Raw genomic sequence first — 14,437 nt, forward strand, 5'->3', positions numbered from 1 at the left:
ATCACGAGACGGTCGGTGCAGGCGACTCCTGTTCGTCGTCTGACAGGGCGAGCTCGATCACGCGATCCAGGGGCATCGTCTTGCCATGCGCATAGATGCGGGCAAAGTCCGTCGCCGCCAACTCGCTCCGCGCCCGCGTCAGATATCGATCATGAATTGATTGTAAGGTCGGCGAAAGCATAGAACCGATGACGTCACGGAGGGCTGCCGCTGCGCCGGCAAACTGCACGGCCCGCTCGATCTGCCCGTTGGCGACGGCGATCGCGGCCAATCCCTCAAAGCTTTCGGGGATGATGATCCGACGACCGAGCCCAAGCGCCTGCCGGATACCATCACGAATCATCTGTTCCGCCGTGCCGTGCTCACCTTTGACGATCAGTAACAGCCCCAGATAGGTACTAATATACATGAAGCCCCAGCGATCGCCAGCCAATTGTTGGTAGGCAAAGGATTCGCGAAGGTGGTTTTCAGCATGGTCAAATTGGGCGAGGTTAAACGCCGCAGTGCCCTGGCTTCCCAACACCGCGGCAATGCCCCATGCGTCATTCAGTTGGCGAAATAGCGCCAGACTTGTTTGCTGATATGCGGCAGTCTGATCCGGCTGCCCGTGATGGGTAGCGTGAACACCCAGAATAATCTGGGCAAAGGCACTATCACGCTGATTGCCGCCGTTGTCCGGTACGGAGACGGCGCGCTGGGCCAGCGCGGCCGCCTGGTCAAGCTGGCCCTGATACCAGGCTAGGGTCGCCGCACCCTTGAAGAACCGGCTCTGCACCGGTGGTTCAACCGCATCAATCAGCGGGAGGAGTTGCGTGTACCATTGCGCACCCTCCCGGACATAGCCATAGATTGGCCAGAACCACCAGAGGGCTCCCGCCAAGCGGAGTCCGACATCCGCCGCCTGGTGTTCGACTGCCCACCTGAGTGCGGCAAGCAGATTATCGTGCTCGACCGTGAGCCAGTGATACCAGATCGCCTGGTGGGGCCCGCGAAGCTCGGGCTCAGCCTGCTCGGTAAGCTGTAGGTAGTACGCCGCGTGGCGTGCGTGCAGCAGCGCTTCCTCCGCACGGGCGGCAAGCTGCTCGCGGGCAAAATCGCGGATCGTTTCGAGGAGGCGAAACCGTACCTCATCGTCGGACCGGAGCTCCTGCTGCACCAGGCTTTGGCCCACCAACAGCGCAAAGCCGTCGGGGCCGTCGAACGACCTGCTCTCCGCATCAGTGCAGACCGCCGCCGCCGCTTCGAGCGTGAAGCTCCCGCCAAACACGCCGAGCCGCGCGAAGAGCGCTTGTGCCTCCGCCGGCAACAGGTCATAGCTCCAGGCGATCGTGCTGCGCAGCGTCTGCTGGTGGGCTGGCAGGTTGCGCACGCCGACCGTCAGGACCGCCAGGGGGTTCTGGAGGCGGGCGAGCAAGGCGGGTGGCGCGAAGATCGTGCAGCGCGTCGCGGCCAGTTCCAGGGCCAGCGGCAACCCGTCGAGCCGCTGGCAGATCGCCGCCACGGTAGCAGCGTTGGTCGCCGTCAGCACGAACGCCGGGAGGACAGCCTGCGTGCGCTGCACAAAGAGGGCGACCGCCGGAACCTGCGCGAGCTGGTCAACGGCAGGCAGATCGGCGAGGTCGGGCAGGGCGAGCGGTGGCACCAGGAACAGGTGCTCCCCGGAGAGGTGCAAGGCGGCGCGGCTGGTCACCAGCACCTTGAGGGTCGGTACTGCCGCAAGAAGGGCGCTGATCTCAGCTGCGGCTGCCAGCACCTGCTCGAAGTTGTCGAGCACCAGGAGCCGCGGGGCGGGACGCAGCGCGGCGATCAGTTGGGCCAGTACCGATTGATGCGTTGCCTCGGGCAGGTCCAGCGCCTGCGCGATGCGCCCGAGGACGAGCCCGGCCTCTTGGATTGACGCGAGCGGAATGAAGCTGGCGTGCTCACGCGCGCGTGCGCTCAATTCGTGGGCGACCTGGAGCGCCACCCGGGTTTTGCCCACGCCTGGCGGGCCACTGAGCGTCAGGAGCCGCACCTCGGGGCGGCGCAGGGTCGCACAGACCGCGTCGACGAGCGGGGCGCGGCCGATCAGCGCGGTTGGGGCGACCGGCAGATCCGACCGCTGCGGGTTTGGCTCCGCCACCCCTGCGGGAAGGCGGGCCGCTTCCAGAAAGGCCAACCGTTCCTCCGCCGTGAACGCCAGGTGGTCAGCCAGCCGCTCCGCCATCGGTGTTGATGGGCGAAGCGCACCCGCCTCCAGTTTCTGGATCGTGATCGTGGCGCATCCGACCCGGCGTGCCAGGGTGTCCTGGGTCAAGCCAAGCTGCTTACGCCGTTGTTTCAGCCAGGGCGCGAACGCCGGTGCATCGCTCATTGGTCACCCCCAGGATCGCCAGAAGAAACCCATATATGGCTTTTGTATCGTTTTTTCTATCGCTTTGGAGCTTCCATTCGCCGCAGCACTGTGATGTAATGCAGAGCATCCGCAGACCCAATATCAACCTGGAACAGAGACTGACCGACGGGCGCAGCCAGCGCCAGCGCTCACGTGGTGGGGAGTGTAGGTCAATAATACCATTTCCAGCCTCGTTTTTGGGATGGTGAATGATCCAAAGGTGAGGCAACGCCGGGCGTTGCATGTGGGCCAGCAGTAGCGGCACGGCATCCAGCCGTTCCGTGTGTATCGCCGGTTGCTCGCTCATACCGCGAGCCTAGTCGGACGGCATCGTGTGCCTTGTTTGGGCGAACCTTAGAAAGTTACGTAGGCACCACTCAGTTTGTACGGGTCACTCGAACGCTATGGGTAGACGCGTAATGGACGAAAGGCATCGTGATCAAGGCCGTACCATGCGGTCATCAACTCAGCATACCAGGCAGCGCGCGCCGGGTCGGTCGTCCAGCGTACGCCCAGATAGTCGGCGGCTTTGGTTATACCGAGCACCGCGTGTTTCAGCTCTTCTGCGGTGTCGTCTGGCCCGACGGGTACCAGCAGTACCCGTGCCAGGCAATCCGCTGTTGCGCTACCATTCGGTACACCGTCGGCGCGAATCGCCGCGTAATGCAATGGGCGCAGGGCAGGCAGCCAGCGCACCGGGGTCTGCTCGCCAAGCACATAGGCATAAAACGTGGCGGCATCGCACGGCGCGGGGATGCGAACCGCGATATGATGCGCCAGCACCACGGGGTTCGCTGCGAGCAACGGCAATCCGGCGGCCTCCTCCAGACCCTGCCGCACGGTCGCCAGCGCTGCACCCTGCCGTACTGCGAGCCCGTCGGATCCTGCGAGGCGCCGCAGTTGGGCCAGAGCCAGTGCGGCGTCGGGAAGATCGTCGGGCTGTGTGAGCGCGTCGAGGGCCAGGGCCAGCAATGTGCGTTCTCGCCTGCTCAATTCGCCGATGCAGTGCTGAAGCACCCATCGCGACCTCCATCGCATTACCGAAGCGCAAGCAGGGCGACCGTGCCATCGTCGCACCCCACCGCCAGCGCCTGGTCGTCGGGAGTCCAGATCAATTGGCTAACCGGTGCCGGGAAAGCATACTGGGCCAGGGGCTTCTGACTGCGCGTTGGCCGCCAGAGCGCGACCAACCCGTCTTGCCCCGCCGAGGCCAGCATGGCCGGCGCGATGTTCGTCTCGGCGTGTTGGTAGGTCAAGGCACGCAGATACGCCTCGTGGAGGCCGAGCATGATCGGTGTGCTCTCCTCGGGGCCTTTGTTGCTGGCCCGCGTATCCCAGACCGCCACATCGCGCCCGCCCCCCGTCGCTAGGTAGCGGCTCGTCGGATCCCAGGCCAACTCACGCATCTTGGTCTCGTAGCCCCACATTTGCAGGTCGTTGCCACTGGCGGCATACCAGAAATGGACGGTCTGATCCTGGTCGCCTGTGGCGAACATCGCCCCATCGGGACTCCAGGCGAGCACGAGTGACGACCCCTTCCAGGCGTAACGTCGCAGCGGCGTGCGCGCATCCAAGCCCCAGAGCGTGGTGCCACCATAGGCGACGGCGGCGATCTGGGGCAGGCCAGGCTTCCAGGCGAGGTCGGCAATGGTCGATGCGTGATCGGTGTGCTCACAGACAAGATGTGCCAGCGCATCCCAGACGCGCAGGCTGCGACCGGCCGCCGCCGCCAGATACCGACCGCTCGCATCATAGCTCACCCGTTCGACCCAACTCGTGGCGTGGCGCAGCGCCAGCGCCTGCACGCCGGTCTGGCTCTCCCACAAGCGCACGTGGCCGTCCTGACCGGCCGAGGCGAGCAGTCGTCCGTTGGGGTGCCAAGCTACGGCCGTCGTGCCCAAGCCATGGCCGGGCAGTTCGTGCAAGCGTTCGCCGGTCATCGCGAGGATCGTGATCGGCCCATCGGCAAGCGCAGCGGCAAGCTGCGTCCCGTCGGGCGAGCAGCGCAGACTAATGATGTGCCCGTCGAGCTGGGCTCGCCAGCGTTGCTCGAGGGTTACCTTGGTGGGCGACGGAACCGCACGGCCCCGGGGACGAAAGAGGTTCATTGCTGCCTCCAGTACAACTATGCTCACGCCAAGCAGGCCACAAAGTCAGCGTTCAATTGCTCACGGTCAAGGTTGCGCCCAATAAAGATCAGCTTGTTGGTGCGTGGTTCGCTGCCCCACGCACGGTCGGGGCGACCATCGAAAAGCATATGCACGCCCTGAAAGACGAAGCGGCGCGGATCGTCGGCAATGCTCAAGACGCCCTTCATGCGGAAGATATCGGTACCCTGCTCGCGCAGCAGCCGCGACAACCAGCGATTGAGCCGCTGCGGGTCAAGGTCGCCGGTCAGCGTAATCCCGACCGAACTGACCTCTTCGTCGTGCTCGTGGTCAGGCTTGTAGGCATGTTCCAGCATTGGGGCAAGCGGAGCATCACCCGCCAACAGGCGCAGGTTGAATTCATCGGGGCCGTGTTCCGTGAACAGGGCATACGCGCCAGGGGTGGAAATGTCGAGCGTGAAATGGAGTGACGGATCCCAGAGGTTCAGGCGGTAGAGTATGCCCCCCGGCGTGATCGTTGCCCCCGGATCAAGCACCAGTTCCTCGTCGGCAAAGACCCGCACGGCCTGCTCTTGGGTCACGGCTAGCGCTTCGGGTGTACTGGCTTCAGTTGGGAGCATGGCGAGCTGCATGGCCGGATCTGGCCCTTCATCGAGGGCCAGCGTATACGTTCCAGCCTCCAGGTAATAGATGCCGCCCCACTCGAAGGGGTATTCGGGCTCCATAAACTGCGGATCGATCTCCATCGCCCGCTCCAAGTTAAAGCCCCCGACATGGAGCACGGCGTCCAGATCAATGGCCGCGTTCTGGGTACGATAGATCTTCGCCGCCGCGTTCATCCCCAGAATGCGGCGCTCGAGCGCATCCAGTTCACCGACCTCGACCAGATCAGTTTTGTTCAACAGGATCACATCGGCAAACGCGATCTGCTCTTGGGCCTCGGGCGCATCGTCAATGTGGAGCACAATATGGCGGGCATCCACCAGGGTCACGATGGCATCCACGCGCAGCTTGGCCTTCAATTCATCATCCATCAAGAAGGTTTGCACGACCGGCCCGGGATCAGCGAGCCCGGTGGTTTCGATCAACACGTAATCAAACGCATCCTTGCGCTTCATCAAGTTCGAGAGAATGCGGATCAGGTCGCCGCGCACGGTGCAACAGATGCAGCCATTGTTCATCTCGAAGATCTCTTCCTCGGCATTGATCACGAGGTCGTTATCCACGCCGACCTCACCAAACTCGTTTTCGATCACGGCAATGCGTTTGCCGTGCTGCTCGGTCAAAATGCGATTCAGCAACGTCGTCTTGCCAGCCCCCAGAAAGCCCGTCAGGACGGTCACCGGGGTGCGTGGGTCATCAAGCGTGGTCGCGGTCATCGGGTCTCTCCTTCGTTATGCGTCAGCAGCATACCGATCGCGAATAGTGTCGACCGTCATCGTGCTGGTTGCTTGGGGCAGCTTGCGCTGCTCAGGCGGCTGGCCTGGTCACAGCACAGCAATGACGGTCTCGCACGGCGGACAGCCAGGCTCAGTGCAGTTCGGTCACCAGCATGGTGACGTTGTCGGACAGCGCCAGCGTTTCAGCCACCCAGGCTTTGCTGGTCGCACGGTGGGCCGGGTCAGGGCGCAGCTGTATGCCAAACAGATCAAGCATCGGGAGGCTCCACGTTGGGGGAGGCACACAGTTCCATGGCCAAATGATGGTGCCCCAATTCGATCTGATGCGCAGCATGACCGTTGGTCTCGCACGAGGGGTCGGGCGGTGGGATAACGCCCGGTGCAGGCGTCAAGGCAATGCGCCAGATCTCTTGTACGGGGGCGAAACCGCAGCGAGCATAGAAGTGCTTGGCGTGCGTGTTCGCAGCGGTGACGTAGAGCTGGATGCGGTCGAAGCCCTGGGCGGCAGCCCACTGCGTGCCAACCGCGATCATGCGTCGGCCCAGATCACTGCCACGTTGATCCGGGACGACATAGAGGGCCACCAGTTCGGCCCAGCGCCGCGCGGCAAACAGTGGGGAATCGGTGTGCGCCTCCAGCAACAGCAGCCCGACTGGCTCATCCCCCCGCCAGGCCAAGAGCCAGCAGGCACCGGGGGCATGGTGAGTCTGCCGAAAGTGCTCGTAGAGCAACGCCTCCCAGGTTTCGGCGAGGCGAAAGAGGGGGTCGAACCCAGCATTGAACTGATGCAATTCGGCAAAGAGCCGGGCCACCGCCCAGAACTCAGCGTCAGCGGCTGGCCGGAGCACCAGGGCGGTCGTGGAGGCTGTGGGTGTCATGGTGCCTCCTCGCCACGCAGATCAATCACAGTGTTGTCGTTGCTCACGCCTTCACCTCACGCATCCAGGTTTGTTGGGCCGCAACGGCTTGTTCCCGCGACAGTTCAGTGCAGCAGCGGTCGAACGCCGCTTGTAACTCGGCTTCGTTCAGCCCGCCTGGTGTGCTGAGGAAGACTAGTTGGGTGCGCGGCAACTCCTTGCCCCAAGATTCGGCAAGGGTGACGGTGACCCGTGGGCCAACCGCTTGCAGGATGGCCCGGCGATGGGGCGCGTCGGCCAGGTAGATCAGCCCCTTGCCGCGGAAGATTTCCACCGGCAGGTTCAGGACAACCTCACGCAGCGCTTTGAAGCCGAACGGTCGCGCACTGGTATAACTCCACGTACTGAAAGCGGCCCCGTGGTCGTGATGATGGCCGTGGTCGTGGTGATCGTGCGCACACGCCGAATCATGCTCGTGGTCGTGGACGCTATCCGGCTCGTGGACATGATCGTCGTGGGTCTGGTGTGGTGCTGGCTGGAGGGGCATCAGATCGATCTTGTAGCGCCCAATGCCGAGCAGCAGATGGAAGGGAACGTCGCCGTGAACGGCGGGAAGGATGCGCGCACGCGGCACAATCTGGCGCACCCACGCGATCATTGCTGCCTGCTGATCGGCCTCCACCAAGTCAACCTTGTTGAGCACCACGATGTCGGCTGCACTCACCTGATCAATGATCAGATCCTCGTAGTGCCGTTGCTGGCGCACATACTCAGCATCAACGACCGTGATCACCCCGTCGATCCGGAAAAAGGGTCGCAACTCGGGCAGTTCAAAGGTCTCGGCCACCGCCCAGGGATCGCTGACCCCACTGGCCTCGATGAGAAGATATTCGGGTGGCTCGCGCCGCTCGAGCAACTGGAGCGCACTGTTGAGCAGGTCGCCGCGGATGCTGCAGCAGATACAGCCATTGGCGAGCGAGACGGCGTCACCCTCGACACCCACCACAAGCTGGGTGTCAATATTGATGCTGCCGAAATCGTTGACCATCACCGCAACGCGTAGGCCGTGGTTGGCGTGCAAAATGCGATTGAGCAACGTCGTCTTGCCGGCCCCCAGGAAGCCGGTCAGGATGGTCAACGGAACGGGGTGAACAGGCACCTCAACGGGCATGATCCTCTCCTTCGCAGTTGCTTGCCTTTAGGCGCGGAAGCCCAGCACGTGTACGGCTGGGAGGAAGCGCCCTGCTTGAGCGGCTTGAGCCCACAGCGCCGTTTGCTAGGGCGATTGCATCATACGAAACCGGATACAAAAAGACGCTCTATCAGGGCACCCGCAAGGGGTGCCCCTACAGGCTACAGGCCGGGGGCCGGATCCGGTGTACGGGCACCCCTTGCGGGTGCCCTGGCGGGTGCATTCACGGAAGATGCCATCGCCCTAGCTATTCCTGTGCATATTATTGACATTGGATTATTTATAGGCTAATATACAACAAAGATGAAATGTTTCATGCAAGAATAATCCACATGTCATAAACCAACGTTTGTTGTTGCCCGCGCCAATGGCCACCTGGCCAGGGAGGCCCTGATGAACGAGACCGAAACCCGTACCGAGTACATTGCCGCGATTGATGATGTGATTCGCCAGATCACCTGGCAAAGCCATAAGCAACTGTTGCAAACCCTGAATCGCCCCGCAATTAGCCTGACAATGCCTCAAATGGTAACCCTTTTTGCTATTCGTGACGCTGGTACTTGCCGCATGAGCGAACTGGCCGAAATCACCCAGCAATCTGCGGGAACCCTGACCGGCATTGTTGATCGCCTGATCGAAGACCATCTCGTTGGACGCGTACGCGATCACGAAGATCGACGCGTCGTGCAAGTTACCCTTACAGCCCACGGCGAAGAACGCCTCGCTCAGGTCGAACAGGCACGCCGCGAAGATATGGAACGTATTTTACAGCATTTTGACTTTGGACAGTTGATCGATCTTGAGCTACTCCTGCGCCAGTTGCTCCAGGGCATCCACGATCTCCTCAGTGGTGGAACCCTGCTTGATCAGCACCAGGTGGCTTCAGCTGCGGTCTATTCCCCGCTTCAGCAAGCCTGAGACCTGGTATACTAAGAGCAAGAGATTGTCAACGCTGAGCACTCCACATCTGGCTTGCGGAACCAGGCAGATCATTGCATCGTGCCTGGCTGAACAAATTGCCATCTGGTAGGTGTCCACGATACTTATTGGCGGTGCTCAGCAATACAATGCATAGCGCAACACTGTCTGGGTATGTGTGCCAAGCAAGTGGACAGGGGTATGGGTAGTGACTGAGCGGCAGCCGATCCGTCGCCATGTGCGGCGTTCTCGACGCAGAGGTGACGGTGCAAACGTTCACCGATCTGATGCTACCAATCAGGTTGCAACGATGCAGGTGACTGGGCTGCTCAAGCTCTCATCATACCTCGTTTCCGTCATTGATCCTCAGACGATCCTCACAAATCTGGTTTCAAGCCTGGTCGAGATCTTGCCCTCGGTGCAGGCAGGTGTGCTCTGGCTTGAGACCAACGGGCGTCTGCGACCAAAAACCGTGCTAGGGTTACCCCTGGATGCCGCAACCCACGAAGCCTTGCACCATTGCCAGTTACGCTCAGGCGAAGGCCTGGCAGGGCTCGCCCTGCAACACGCCGAGCCGCAACTGAAGTCGGCAAGGCGGGGGTACCAGCAGACTGCCGCCTCGATCAATCCGGTGAATGATCCTTTGTTCCATCAGCTCAGTGCTCAATTGCCCTCTCGCCTGACCGCGGCGGCCTTACCCCTGCGTGTTGGTTCCGAAACAATCGGCGTGCTCGAACTGATCAATCTTGGCCACGACTCAAGTGACACCGCGTGGCAACCGCTTGATCAGACAGCCATCCCGGTCTTACAGGCCTTTGCTAATCTTGCGGCTTCGGCCATCAAGAATGCACAACTCTACGCCGCTGCCCAGCAGAGTGAACGACGTTTGAAGGCCTTTGATGCCGTGGTGACCGCGATCTCGACTGCAACCGATCTCGATGATATGGTACGCAGTGTCCTTGATGTGGTGGTGGGCTTGATTCCTGATGCCAGTGGGGCGCTGCTCTTGCTCGATCCAACCCACGATCACCTTGCCCTCGCCGCAGAGCATCAGCTTCCCCCCGATGGGGCCACGTACCTGGCTCAGCTTCCTGTTGCCGATTCGCCCTGTGCCGAGGTCGTTCATTATGGGCAACCAATGCAACGCCCTCTGCTGGAAGACCGTGGCGAGGGGCCATTGATCACTGGAGGTCTCGTGGAGGCCGCCTACTTCCCCTTGTTGGCAGGTGGCACTGTCGCCGGTGTGCTGGCCCTCTATGGGCCGCCAGGACTCACCACGCATACCGACAAAGACCTGCTGATGCCGATCTGCAATCAGGTTGGGTTTGCCATTGCGAACGTTTTGCTCTATGCCGATAGTTCGAGTGAACGACGCAAGCTGAATACCGTCGTTACCTCAATCGCTGAAGGCGTGCTCCTCTGTGATGCCGCAGGACGGTTGACACTGGCGAATGATGCGGCCCTTGCGCTCCTGCGCCTCGACTCGCTCCCCTTTGAACAACCCCTGGCCGCAATGCCCGATTTCTACCGCATGCGTGATATGGAAGGCCGCCCCCTGACCCTCGAAGCCCTCCCGTTTACCCGTGCGCTGGCCGGGGAAGTGTTTCAAGATTATCGCCTCATCCTGCACGGATCGAGTGGCGATGAAACGGTGATGAGTTTTAGTGGGGCACCAGCCCACGCCGGTGATGGCATGATCGAGGGGGCTGTTGTGGTCTTTCGTGATGTCACCGCCAGTCAAAAGGTCGAACGCGCGAAAGATGAATTCCTGGCTGTCGCTGCACACGAGTTGCGGAGCCCCCTGGCGGCTGTGCGCAGCTACGCAGATCTGTTGCTCAGACGTGAACAGCAACGGGGTGAGGCTGATCCACGTGACCTGCATGGCCTGACTATTCTGACCCAGCAGGTGAGCCATATGCTCCGCATGGTTGACAACCTGCTTGATGTGTCACGGATTGATGCCGGCCAACTCGATCTTCAGTTACAACGGGTCAACCTGGTGCATCTAGCCAATCAGGTCATTGACCAGCAACGGCCCGCTGCCGGGCAGCATCCGCTTATCCTTGAATGCAATGAAGACGAACTCGTCGCTACCTGTGATATGCTACGGATCAGACAAGTGCTCACCAATCTGATCAGTAATGCAATCAAATATAGTCCTTCCGAAAGCCCGATTATCTTGCACCTCTGCCATCGTGACGCTGACACTCCCGAGGCCGAGGGCTTCAGTGGCCCGGTGGCCGTGCTGAGTGTGACCAATGAGGGGCCAGGAATTGCCCCGGAACAACAGGCGCGCCTCTTTCAACGCTATTATCGGGTGCGCAGTAGCCGTACGGAAGGGCTCGGGTTGGGACTCTACCTTAGTCGCCAGTTTGTGCAAATGCATGGTGGTCGTATCTGGGTGGAGAGCAATGAAGAGATCGGGAGTACGTTTGCTTTTGTCTTGCCACTCTAACCCATACGAGATGGCATGATAGTACATGGTGAGGGCCAACAGAGTACCGCTAGCCCTCGGAACTTGCGTCGAGGTTGAGTATTATGCGCTTGAAATCACATATTCAGAGTTTGCCGGCTTATAAACCACCCCAGTTACTGACCGGGCCAGCCGTTGATCTGGTCAAACTTTCGTCGAATGAGAATCCCCTCGGGCCTTCGCCACAGGCGCTGGCAGCCCTGCACGAAGCACTTGATCAGGTGCATCGTTATCCCGACTCGTCGAGTCTGGCCTTGCGCCAGGCGCTTGGGGCGCATGTTGGGCTTGGGTACGAGCATGTCACCTGTAGCAACGGCTCGGATGAATTGATCCTGATCCTCTGTCTGGCGATCCTCGAAGCAGGCGACGAGGTCGTCATGGCCGAGGGAACCTTCATCAGTTACCTGCTCCGTACCCTCGAACTGAAGGCCCATCCACGTCGCGTCCCACTGCGTGCCTATACCCACGACCTCGAAGCAATGGCCGAAGCGATCACTCCGCAAACGCGGATGATCTTTCTCTGCAATCCGAATAACCCCACTGGAACGAGCAACAGCGCAACCGAGGTTGAGCGATTCTTGAGCAGAGTTCCCGAGGATGTTCTGGTTGTCATCGACGAAGCCTATCTTGAGTTTGTGACCCGGCCCGACTATCCCGATCTGATCCCGCTGATCCGCGCAGGGTGTCCCAATCTCATCTTGCTCCGTACCTTCGCCAAGATCTACGGGTTAGCCGGGTTACGCCTGGGGTATGCGTACGCCGAACCTACACTGATTGCCTATCTTGAGCGAGCCAGGCCAACCTTTAATGTCAACCTGCTGGCGCAAGTCGCCGGGGTCGCCGCGCTCACCGATCACGAACATCTTGCACACAGCCGTGAGCACGCCATCGCGAGTCGCGCCTTTTTTGACCAGGGGCTACGTACCCTCGGGCTTGAACCAGTTCCTGGCGAGACCAACTTTGTTGCCGTCGCGGTTGGCGACGATGCAGCGGTCACAGCCGGGCTCCGTGAACATGGCTTTACGGTCACCCCGCTCACCGGATGGGGGCTTCCCGGGCTTATCCGCATCTCTTTTGGCACCAAGGCGCAAAACGAAGCCATCCTCCATGCGCTGCGGAGCGTCCTTGATAGATAGCAGCAAGGGGATGGACGTAATGAATGTTGCAAAAGATCGTGAAGAAGAGCTCACGTATCTGGAAATGCTGCTCTGCCAGCCAATCAATCGGTGGGAAGGCTTTGATCTGAACCAACCTGAAGAGAGCGAGCAAAACCTACGGGTGCAGGTTCTCTTTACGGGTATAGCGATCGCAGCCCTGGGCCTGCAAGCCGATGCCACACCCGAGCAGCAACAACGGGCGCGGGCAGGCATCGTTGCGGCGCTCGAACGCCTGGTACAACGACGGATCTGGGCGTACTGGGCAACGCCCATTGACCAAAAGGGGCTCGTGCCAGACCCGATTGGTGGAGGCTTTGCAGCCTACAGTGGAGCACTGGCAACCTTGCTTGGGCTAGCGTCCCTTTTAGGCGAAGAGCGCTACCATAATCCACCGCTCGAATTTCGCTGGTCAAGCACCTGGCGGTTCAGCTACACCTATGCGCAATTAGTCGCCATGCTTGCCGCACAGATGCGCGCAGATCATGGCGGAGCAATTGCGACCTTAAACGATACCACCACCCCGTCGGCGATGGCACTGGTACTCTGGGGCGTCCACCTAGCCGATCATATCTACGGCAGCGAACATAAGAGTGCAGGGCAACGCTGGCTTCAAGTCTTACGTGAGCAACTCGTGCTACGCGGGCCACGCCTACCTAATCGCGGAGTCTTTGCCTCAGGGTACCATCTCAAGCGTCGGAAAGCCACGCTGACGAGCAAACCCCTCGAAGATGTGATGACCCTAATCTTAATGGCCCCGTACGCGTCCGAGCTCACCCGCGAACTCGCCGTTCGTCACTGGCCTGCGGTCAGACAACCTGAACGCATCAATTCACCGCTCTTGCTTGCCTTCAGCAGTCTTTTGGCAGTAGAACTAGGCGAGACCGAGCGGGCTGCTACACTAAGCCTGACTGCGAGCACAAGCATCGAAGGATCAACCTCGCCCAACTGGATCGAGGCCCTGCTCATCCTTGGTCGTGCCGGCGGCATGCCCCGCTTACTAGAACCGAGACCTGCCAAGGAGCGCAATGATGGAAACGTACTTGAACGGCCTTCGTCTGGCCTATGAAGACGAAGGAAGCGGACCGCCCCTCCTTTTGCTACATGCCTTTCCCTTCAATGGAGCGATGTGGAACGATCAAGTTGCCGTCCTTCGCGACCGTTACCGGGTCATTGTGCCTGATTTACGTGGTTTCGGGAAGAGCGGTGCGCCCAACGAAGTCTATTTTATGCAGCAATACGCCGACGACCTCGCCCTCTTGCTGGCCACCCTGGCGGTCAAACAGGCTACAGTGATCGGGCTATCAATGGGCGGCTACATTGCTTTTGAGCTCTGGCGTTCACACCGCAGCCTGATCAACGGGTTGGTTCTAGCCGACACACGAGCAGGAGCCGACAGCAGCGAAGGCAAAGTAGCACGGGAAACCAACGCATGTCTCGCCGAGAGCCAGGGATCGACAGCAATTGCCGACATCCTGCTACCGAAGCTCATTGCACCGGGTGCCAGCGACGAACTACGCGCATCGCTACGCGCCACCATCAGCGCAACCAATCCAGCGGGCATCGCTGGGGCGTTACGAGGAATGGCCCTGCGGCCCGACTCAACCATTGATCTGCCGACAATTGCCGTACCTGTCCTGATCATCGTCGGTGCCGAAGACATACTGACGCCACCGAGCGAAGCACATCTGATGCAGAAATATCTTCCCGAGAGCAAAGTCGCCCTGATCGAAGGAGCGGGCCACTTGAGCAACCTCGAACAACCAGCATCATTTAATGCGGTACTAAGCGAATTTCTTGACCACCGACTAGGCTAACGTCGCAAAACAACAAAAAAAGAGAGGTGACTGTCATTAGACAGTCACCTCTCTTGTACATTGGAGCGTGCGTGGACCTACGTTCCCAGGGCTCAGGCCCCAGTAGCATCGGCGCGACCATGTTTCACGACCCGGTTCGGGATG

13 protein-coding genes are annotated in these 14,437 nt (G+C 60.5%); 5 read left to right on the plus strand and 8 right to left on the minus strand.

The window, feature by feature from the left end; translation table 11 throughout:
• Position 1: 1 nt before the first annotated feature.
• The 8 genes from A9Q02_RS15435 to A9Q02_RS15460 form a co-directional block, all read right to left on the minus strand.
• Positions 2-2,353, minus strand: coding sequence for a helix-turn-helix domain-containing protein (locus A9Q02_RS15435; protein ID WP_097653984.1), 2,352 nt, complete (start codon positions 2,351-2,353; stop codon positions 2-4).
• Positions 2,307-2,681 (minus strand): hypothetical protein, encoded by a 375-nt coding sequence (locus A9Q02_RS23790; protein WP_141508954.1) that lies wholly within the window; start codon positions 2,679-2,681, stop codon positions 2,307-2,309. The genes A9Q02_RS15435 and A9Q02_RS23790 overlap by 47 nt, the downstream gene beginning before the upstream one ends.
• Before the next feature lie 95 nt (positions 2,682-2,776).
• Positions 2,777-3,391, minus strand: coding sequence for an aspartate aminotransferase family protein (locus A9Q02_RS15440; RefSeq protein WP_097653985.1), 615 nt, complete (start codon positions 3,389-3,391; stop codon positions 2,777-2,779).
• Between the two features lie 20 nt (positions 3,392-3,411).
• Entirely contained in the window at positions 3,412-4,482 is a 1,071-nt protein-coding gene (locus A9Q02_RS15445) for a WD40 repeat domain-containing protein (RefSeq protein WP_097653986.1), read from the minus strand.
• 23 nt (positions 4,483-4,505) lie between these two features.
• Positions 4,506-5,861 carry a CobW family GTP-binding protein gene (locus A9Q02_RS15450; RefSeq protein ID WP_097653987.1) on the minus strand — a complete coding sequence of 452 codons (1,356 nt, stop codon included), beginning with the start codon at positions 5,859-5,861 and terminating at the stop codon, positions 4,506-4,508.
• Between the two features lie 151 nt (positions 5,862-6,012).
• Complete coding sequence (locus tag A9Q02_RS25080) at positions 6,013-6,138, minus strand: hypothetical protein (protein WP_281256917.1); 126 nt, start codon at positions 6,136-6,138, stop codon at positions 6,013-6,015.
• Entirely contained in the window at positions 6,131-6,760 is a 630-nt protein-coding gene (locus A9Q02_RS15455) for a GNAT family N-acetyltransferase (RefSeq protein ID WP_097653988.1), read from the minus strand. Before A9Q02_RS15455 ends, A9Q02_RS25080 begins: the two co-directional genes overlap by 8 nt.
• 43 nt (positions 6,761-6,803) lie before the next feature.
• Complete coding sequence (locus A9Q02_RS15460; protein ID WP_097653989.1) at positions 6,804-7,910, minus strand: CobW family GTP-binding protein; 1,107 nt, start codon at positions 7,908-7,910, stop codon at positions 6,804-6,806.
• 414 nt (positions 7,911-8,324) lie between these two features.
• On the opposite strand from A9Q02_RS15460, the gene A9Q02_RS15465 reads away from it, so the two are divergent.
• The 5 genes from A9Q02_RS15465 (at position 8,325) to A9Q02_RS15485 (ending at position 14,293) form a co-directional block, all read left to right on the plus strand.
• Complete coding sequence (locus tag A9Q02_RS15465; protein ID WP_097653990.1) at positions 8,325-8,849, plus strand: MarR family winged helix-turn-helix transcriptional regulator; 525 nt, start codon at positions 8,325-8,327, stop codon at positions 8,847-8,849.
• Positions 8,850-9,159: 310 nt separating this feature from the next.
• Positions 9,160-11,304 carry a GAF domain-containing sensor histidine kinase gene (locus A9Q02_RS15470; RefSeq protein ID WP_097653991.1) on the plus strand — a complete coding sequence of 715 codons (2,145 nt, stop codon included), beginning with the start codon at positions 9,160-9,162 and terminating at the stop codon, positions 11,302-11,304.
• Between the two features lie 83 nt (positions 11,305-11,387).
• Positions 11,388-12,458, plus strand: coding sequence for a histidinol-phosphate transaminase (gene hisC, locus A9Q02_RS15475; protein ID WP_097653992.1), 1,071 nt, complete (start codon positions 11,388-11,390; stop codon positions 12,456-12,458).
• 19 nt (positions 12,459-12,477) lie between these two features.
• Positions 12,478-13,545, plus strand: a complete 1,068-nt coding sequence (locus A9Q02_RS15480) for a hypothetical protein (RefSeq protein WP_097653993.1) — start codon at positions 12,478-12,480, stop codon at positions 13,543-13,545.
• Positions 13,508-14,293 carry an alpha/beta fold hydrolase gene (locus tag A9Q02_RS15485; RefSeq protein WP_245860562.1) on the plus strand — a complete coding sequence of 262 codons (786 nt, stop codon included), beginning with the start codon at positions 13,508-13,510 and terminating at the stop codon, positions 14,291-14,293. Before A9Q02_RS15480 ends, A9Q02_RS15485 begins: the two co-directional genes overlap by 38 nt.
• Positions 14,294-14,437: the final 144 nt, after the last annotated feature.

This window comes from Candidatus Chloroploca asiatica (assembly GCF_002532075.1).
Classification (GTDB): domain Bacteria; phylum Chloroflexota; class Chloroflexia; order Chloroflexales; family Chloroflexaceae; genus Chloroploca; species Chloroploca asiatica.

Bases quoted from the DNA above. Each gene is read 5' to 3' on its own strand.
- A9Q02_RS25080 (WP_281256917.1), bottom strand. From the start codon at position 6,138: ATGCTTGATCTGTTTGGCATACAGCTGCGCCCTGACCCGGCCCACCGT.
- hisC (WP_097653992.1), top strand. From the start codon at position 11,388: ATGCGCTTGAAATCACATATTCAGAGTTTGCCGGCTTATAAACCACCC.
- A9Q02_RS15480 (WP_097653993.1), top strand. From the start codon at position 12,478: ATGAATGTTGCAAAAGATCGTGAAGAAGAGCTCACGTATCTGGAAATG.
- A9Q02_RS15450 (WP_097653987.1), bottom strand. From the start codon at position 5,861: ATGACCGCGACCACGCTTGATGACCCACGCACCCCGGTGACCGTCCTG.
- A9Q02_RS15460 (WP_097653989.1), bottom strand. From the start codon at position 7,910: ATGCCCGTTGAGGTGCCTGTTCACCCCGTTCCGTTGACCATCCTGACC.
- A9Q02_RS15470 (WP_097653991.1), top strand. From the start codon at position 9,160: ATGCAGGTGACTGGGCTGCTCAAGCTCTCATCATACCTCGTTTCCGTC.
- A9Q02_RS15435 (WP_097653984.1), bottom strand. From the start codon at position 2,353: ATGAGCGATGCACCGGCGTTCGCGCCCTGGCTGAAACAACGGCGTAAG.
- A9Q02_RS15465 (WP_097653990.1), top strand. From the start codon at position 8,325: ATGAACGAGACCGAAACCCGTACCGAGTACATTGCCGCGATTGATGAT.
- A9Q02_RS15485 (WP_245860562.1), top strand. From the start codon at position 13,508: ATGGAAACGTACTTGAACGGCCTTCGTCTGGCCTATGAAGACGAAGGA.
- A9Q02_RS15445 (WP_097653986.1), bottom strand. From the start codon at position 4,482: ATGAACCTCTTTCGTCCCCGGGGCCGTGCGGTTCCGTCGCCCACCAAG.
- A9Q02_RS23790 (WP_141508954.1), bottom strand. From the start codon at position 2,681: ATGAGCGAGCAACCGGCGATACACACGGAACGGCTGGATGCCGTGCCG.
- A9Q02_RS15455 (WP_097653988.1), bottom strand. From the start codon at position 6,760: ATGACACCCACAGCCTCCACGACCGCCCTGGTGCTCCGGCCAGCCGCT.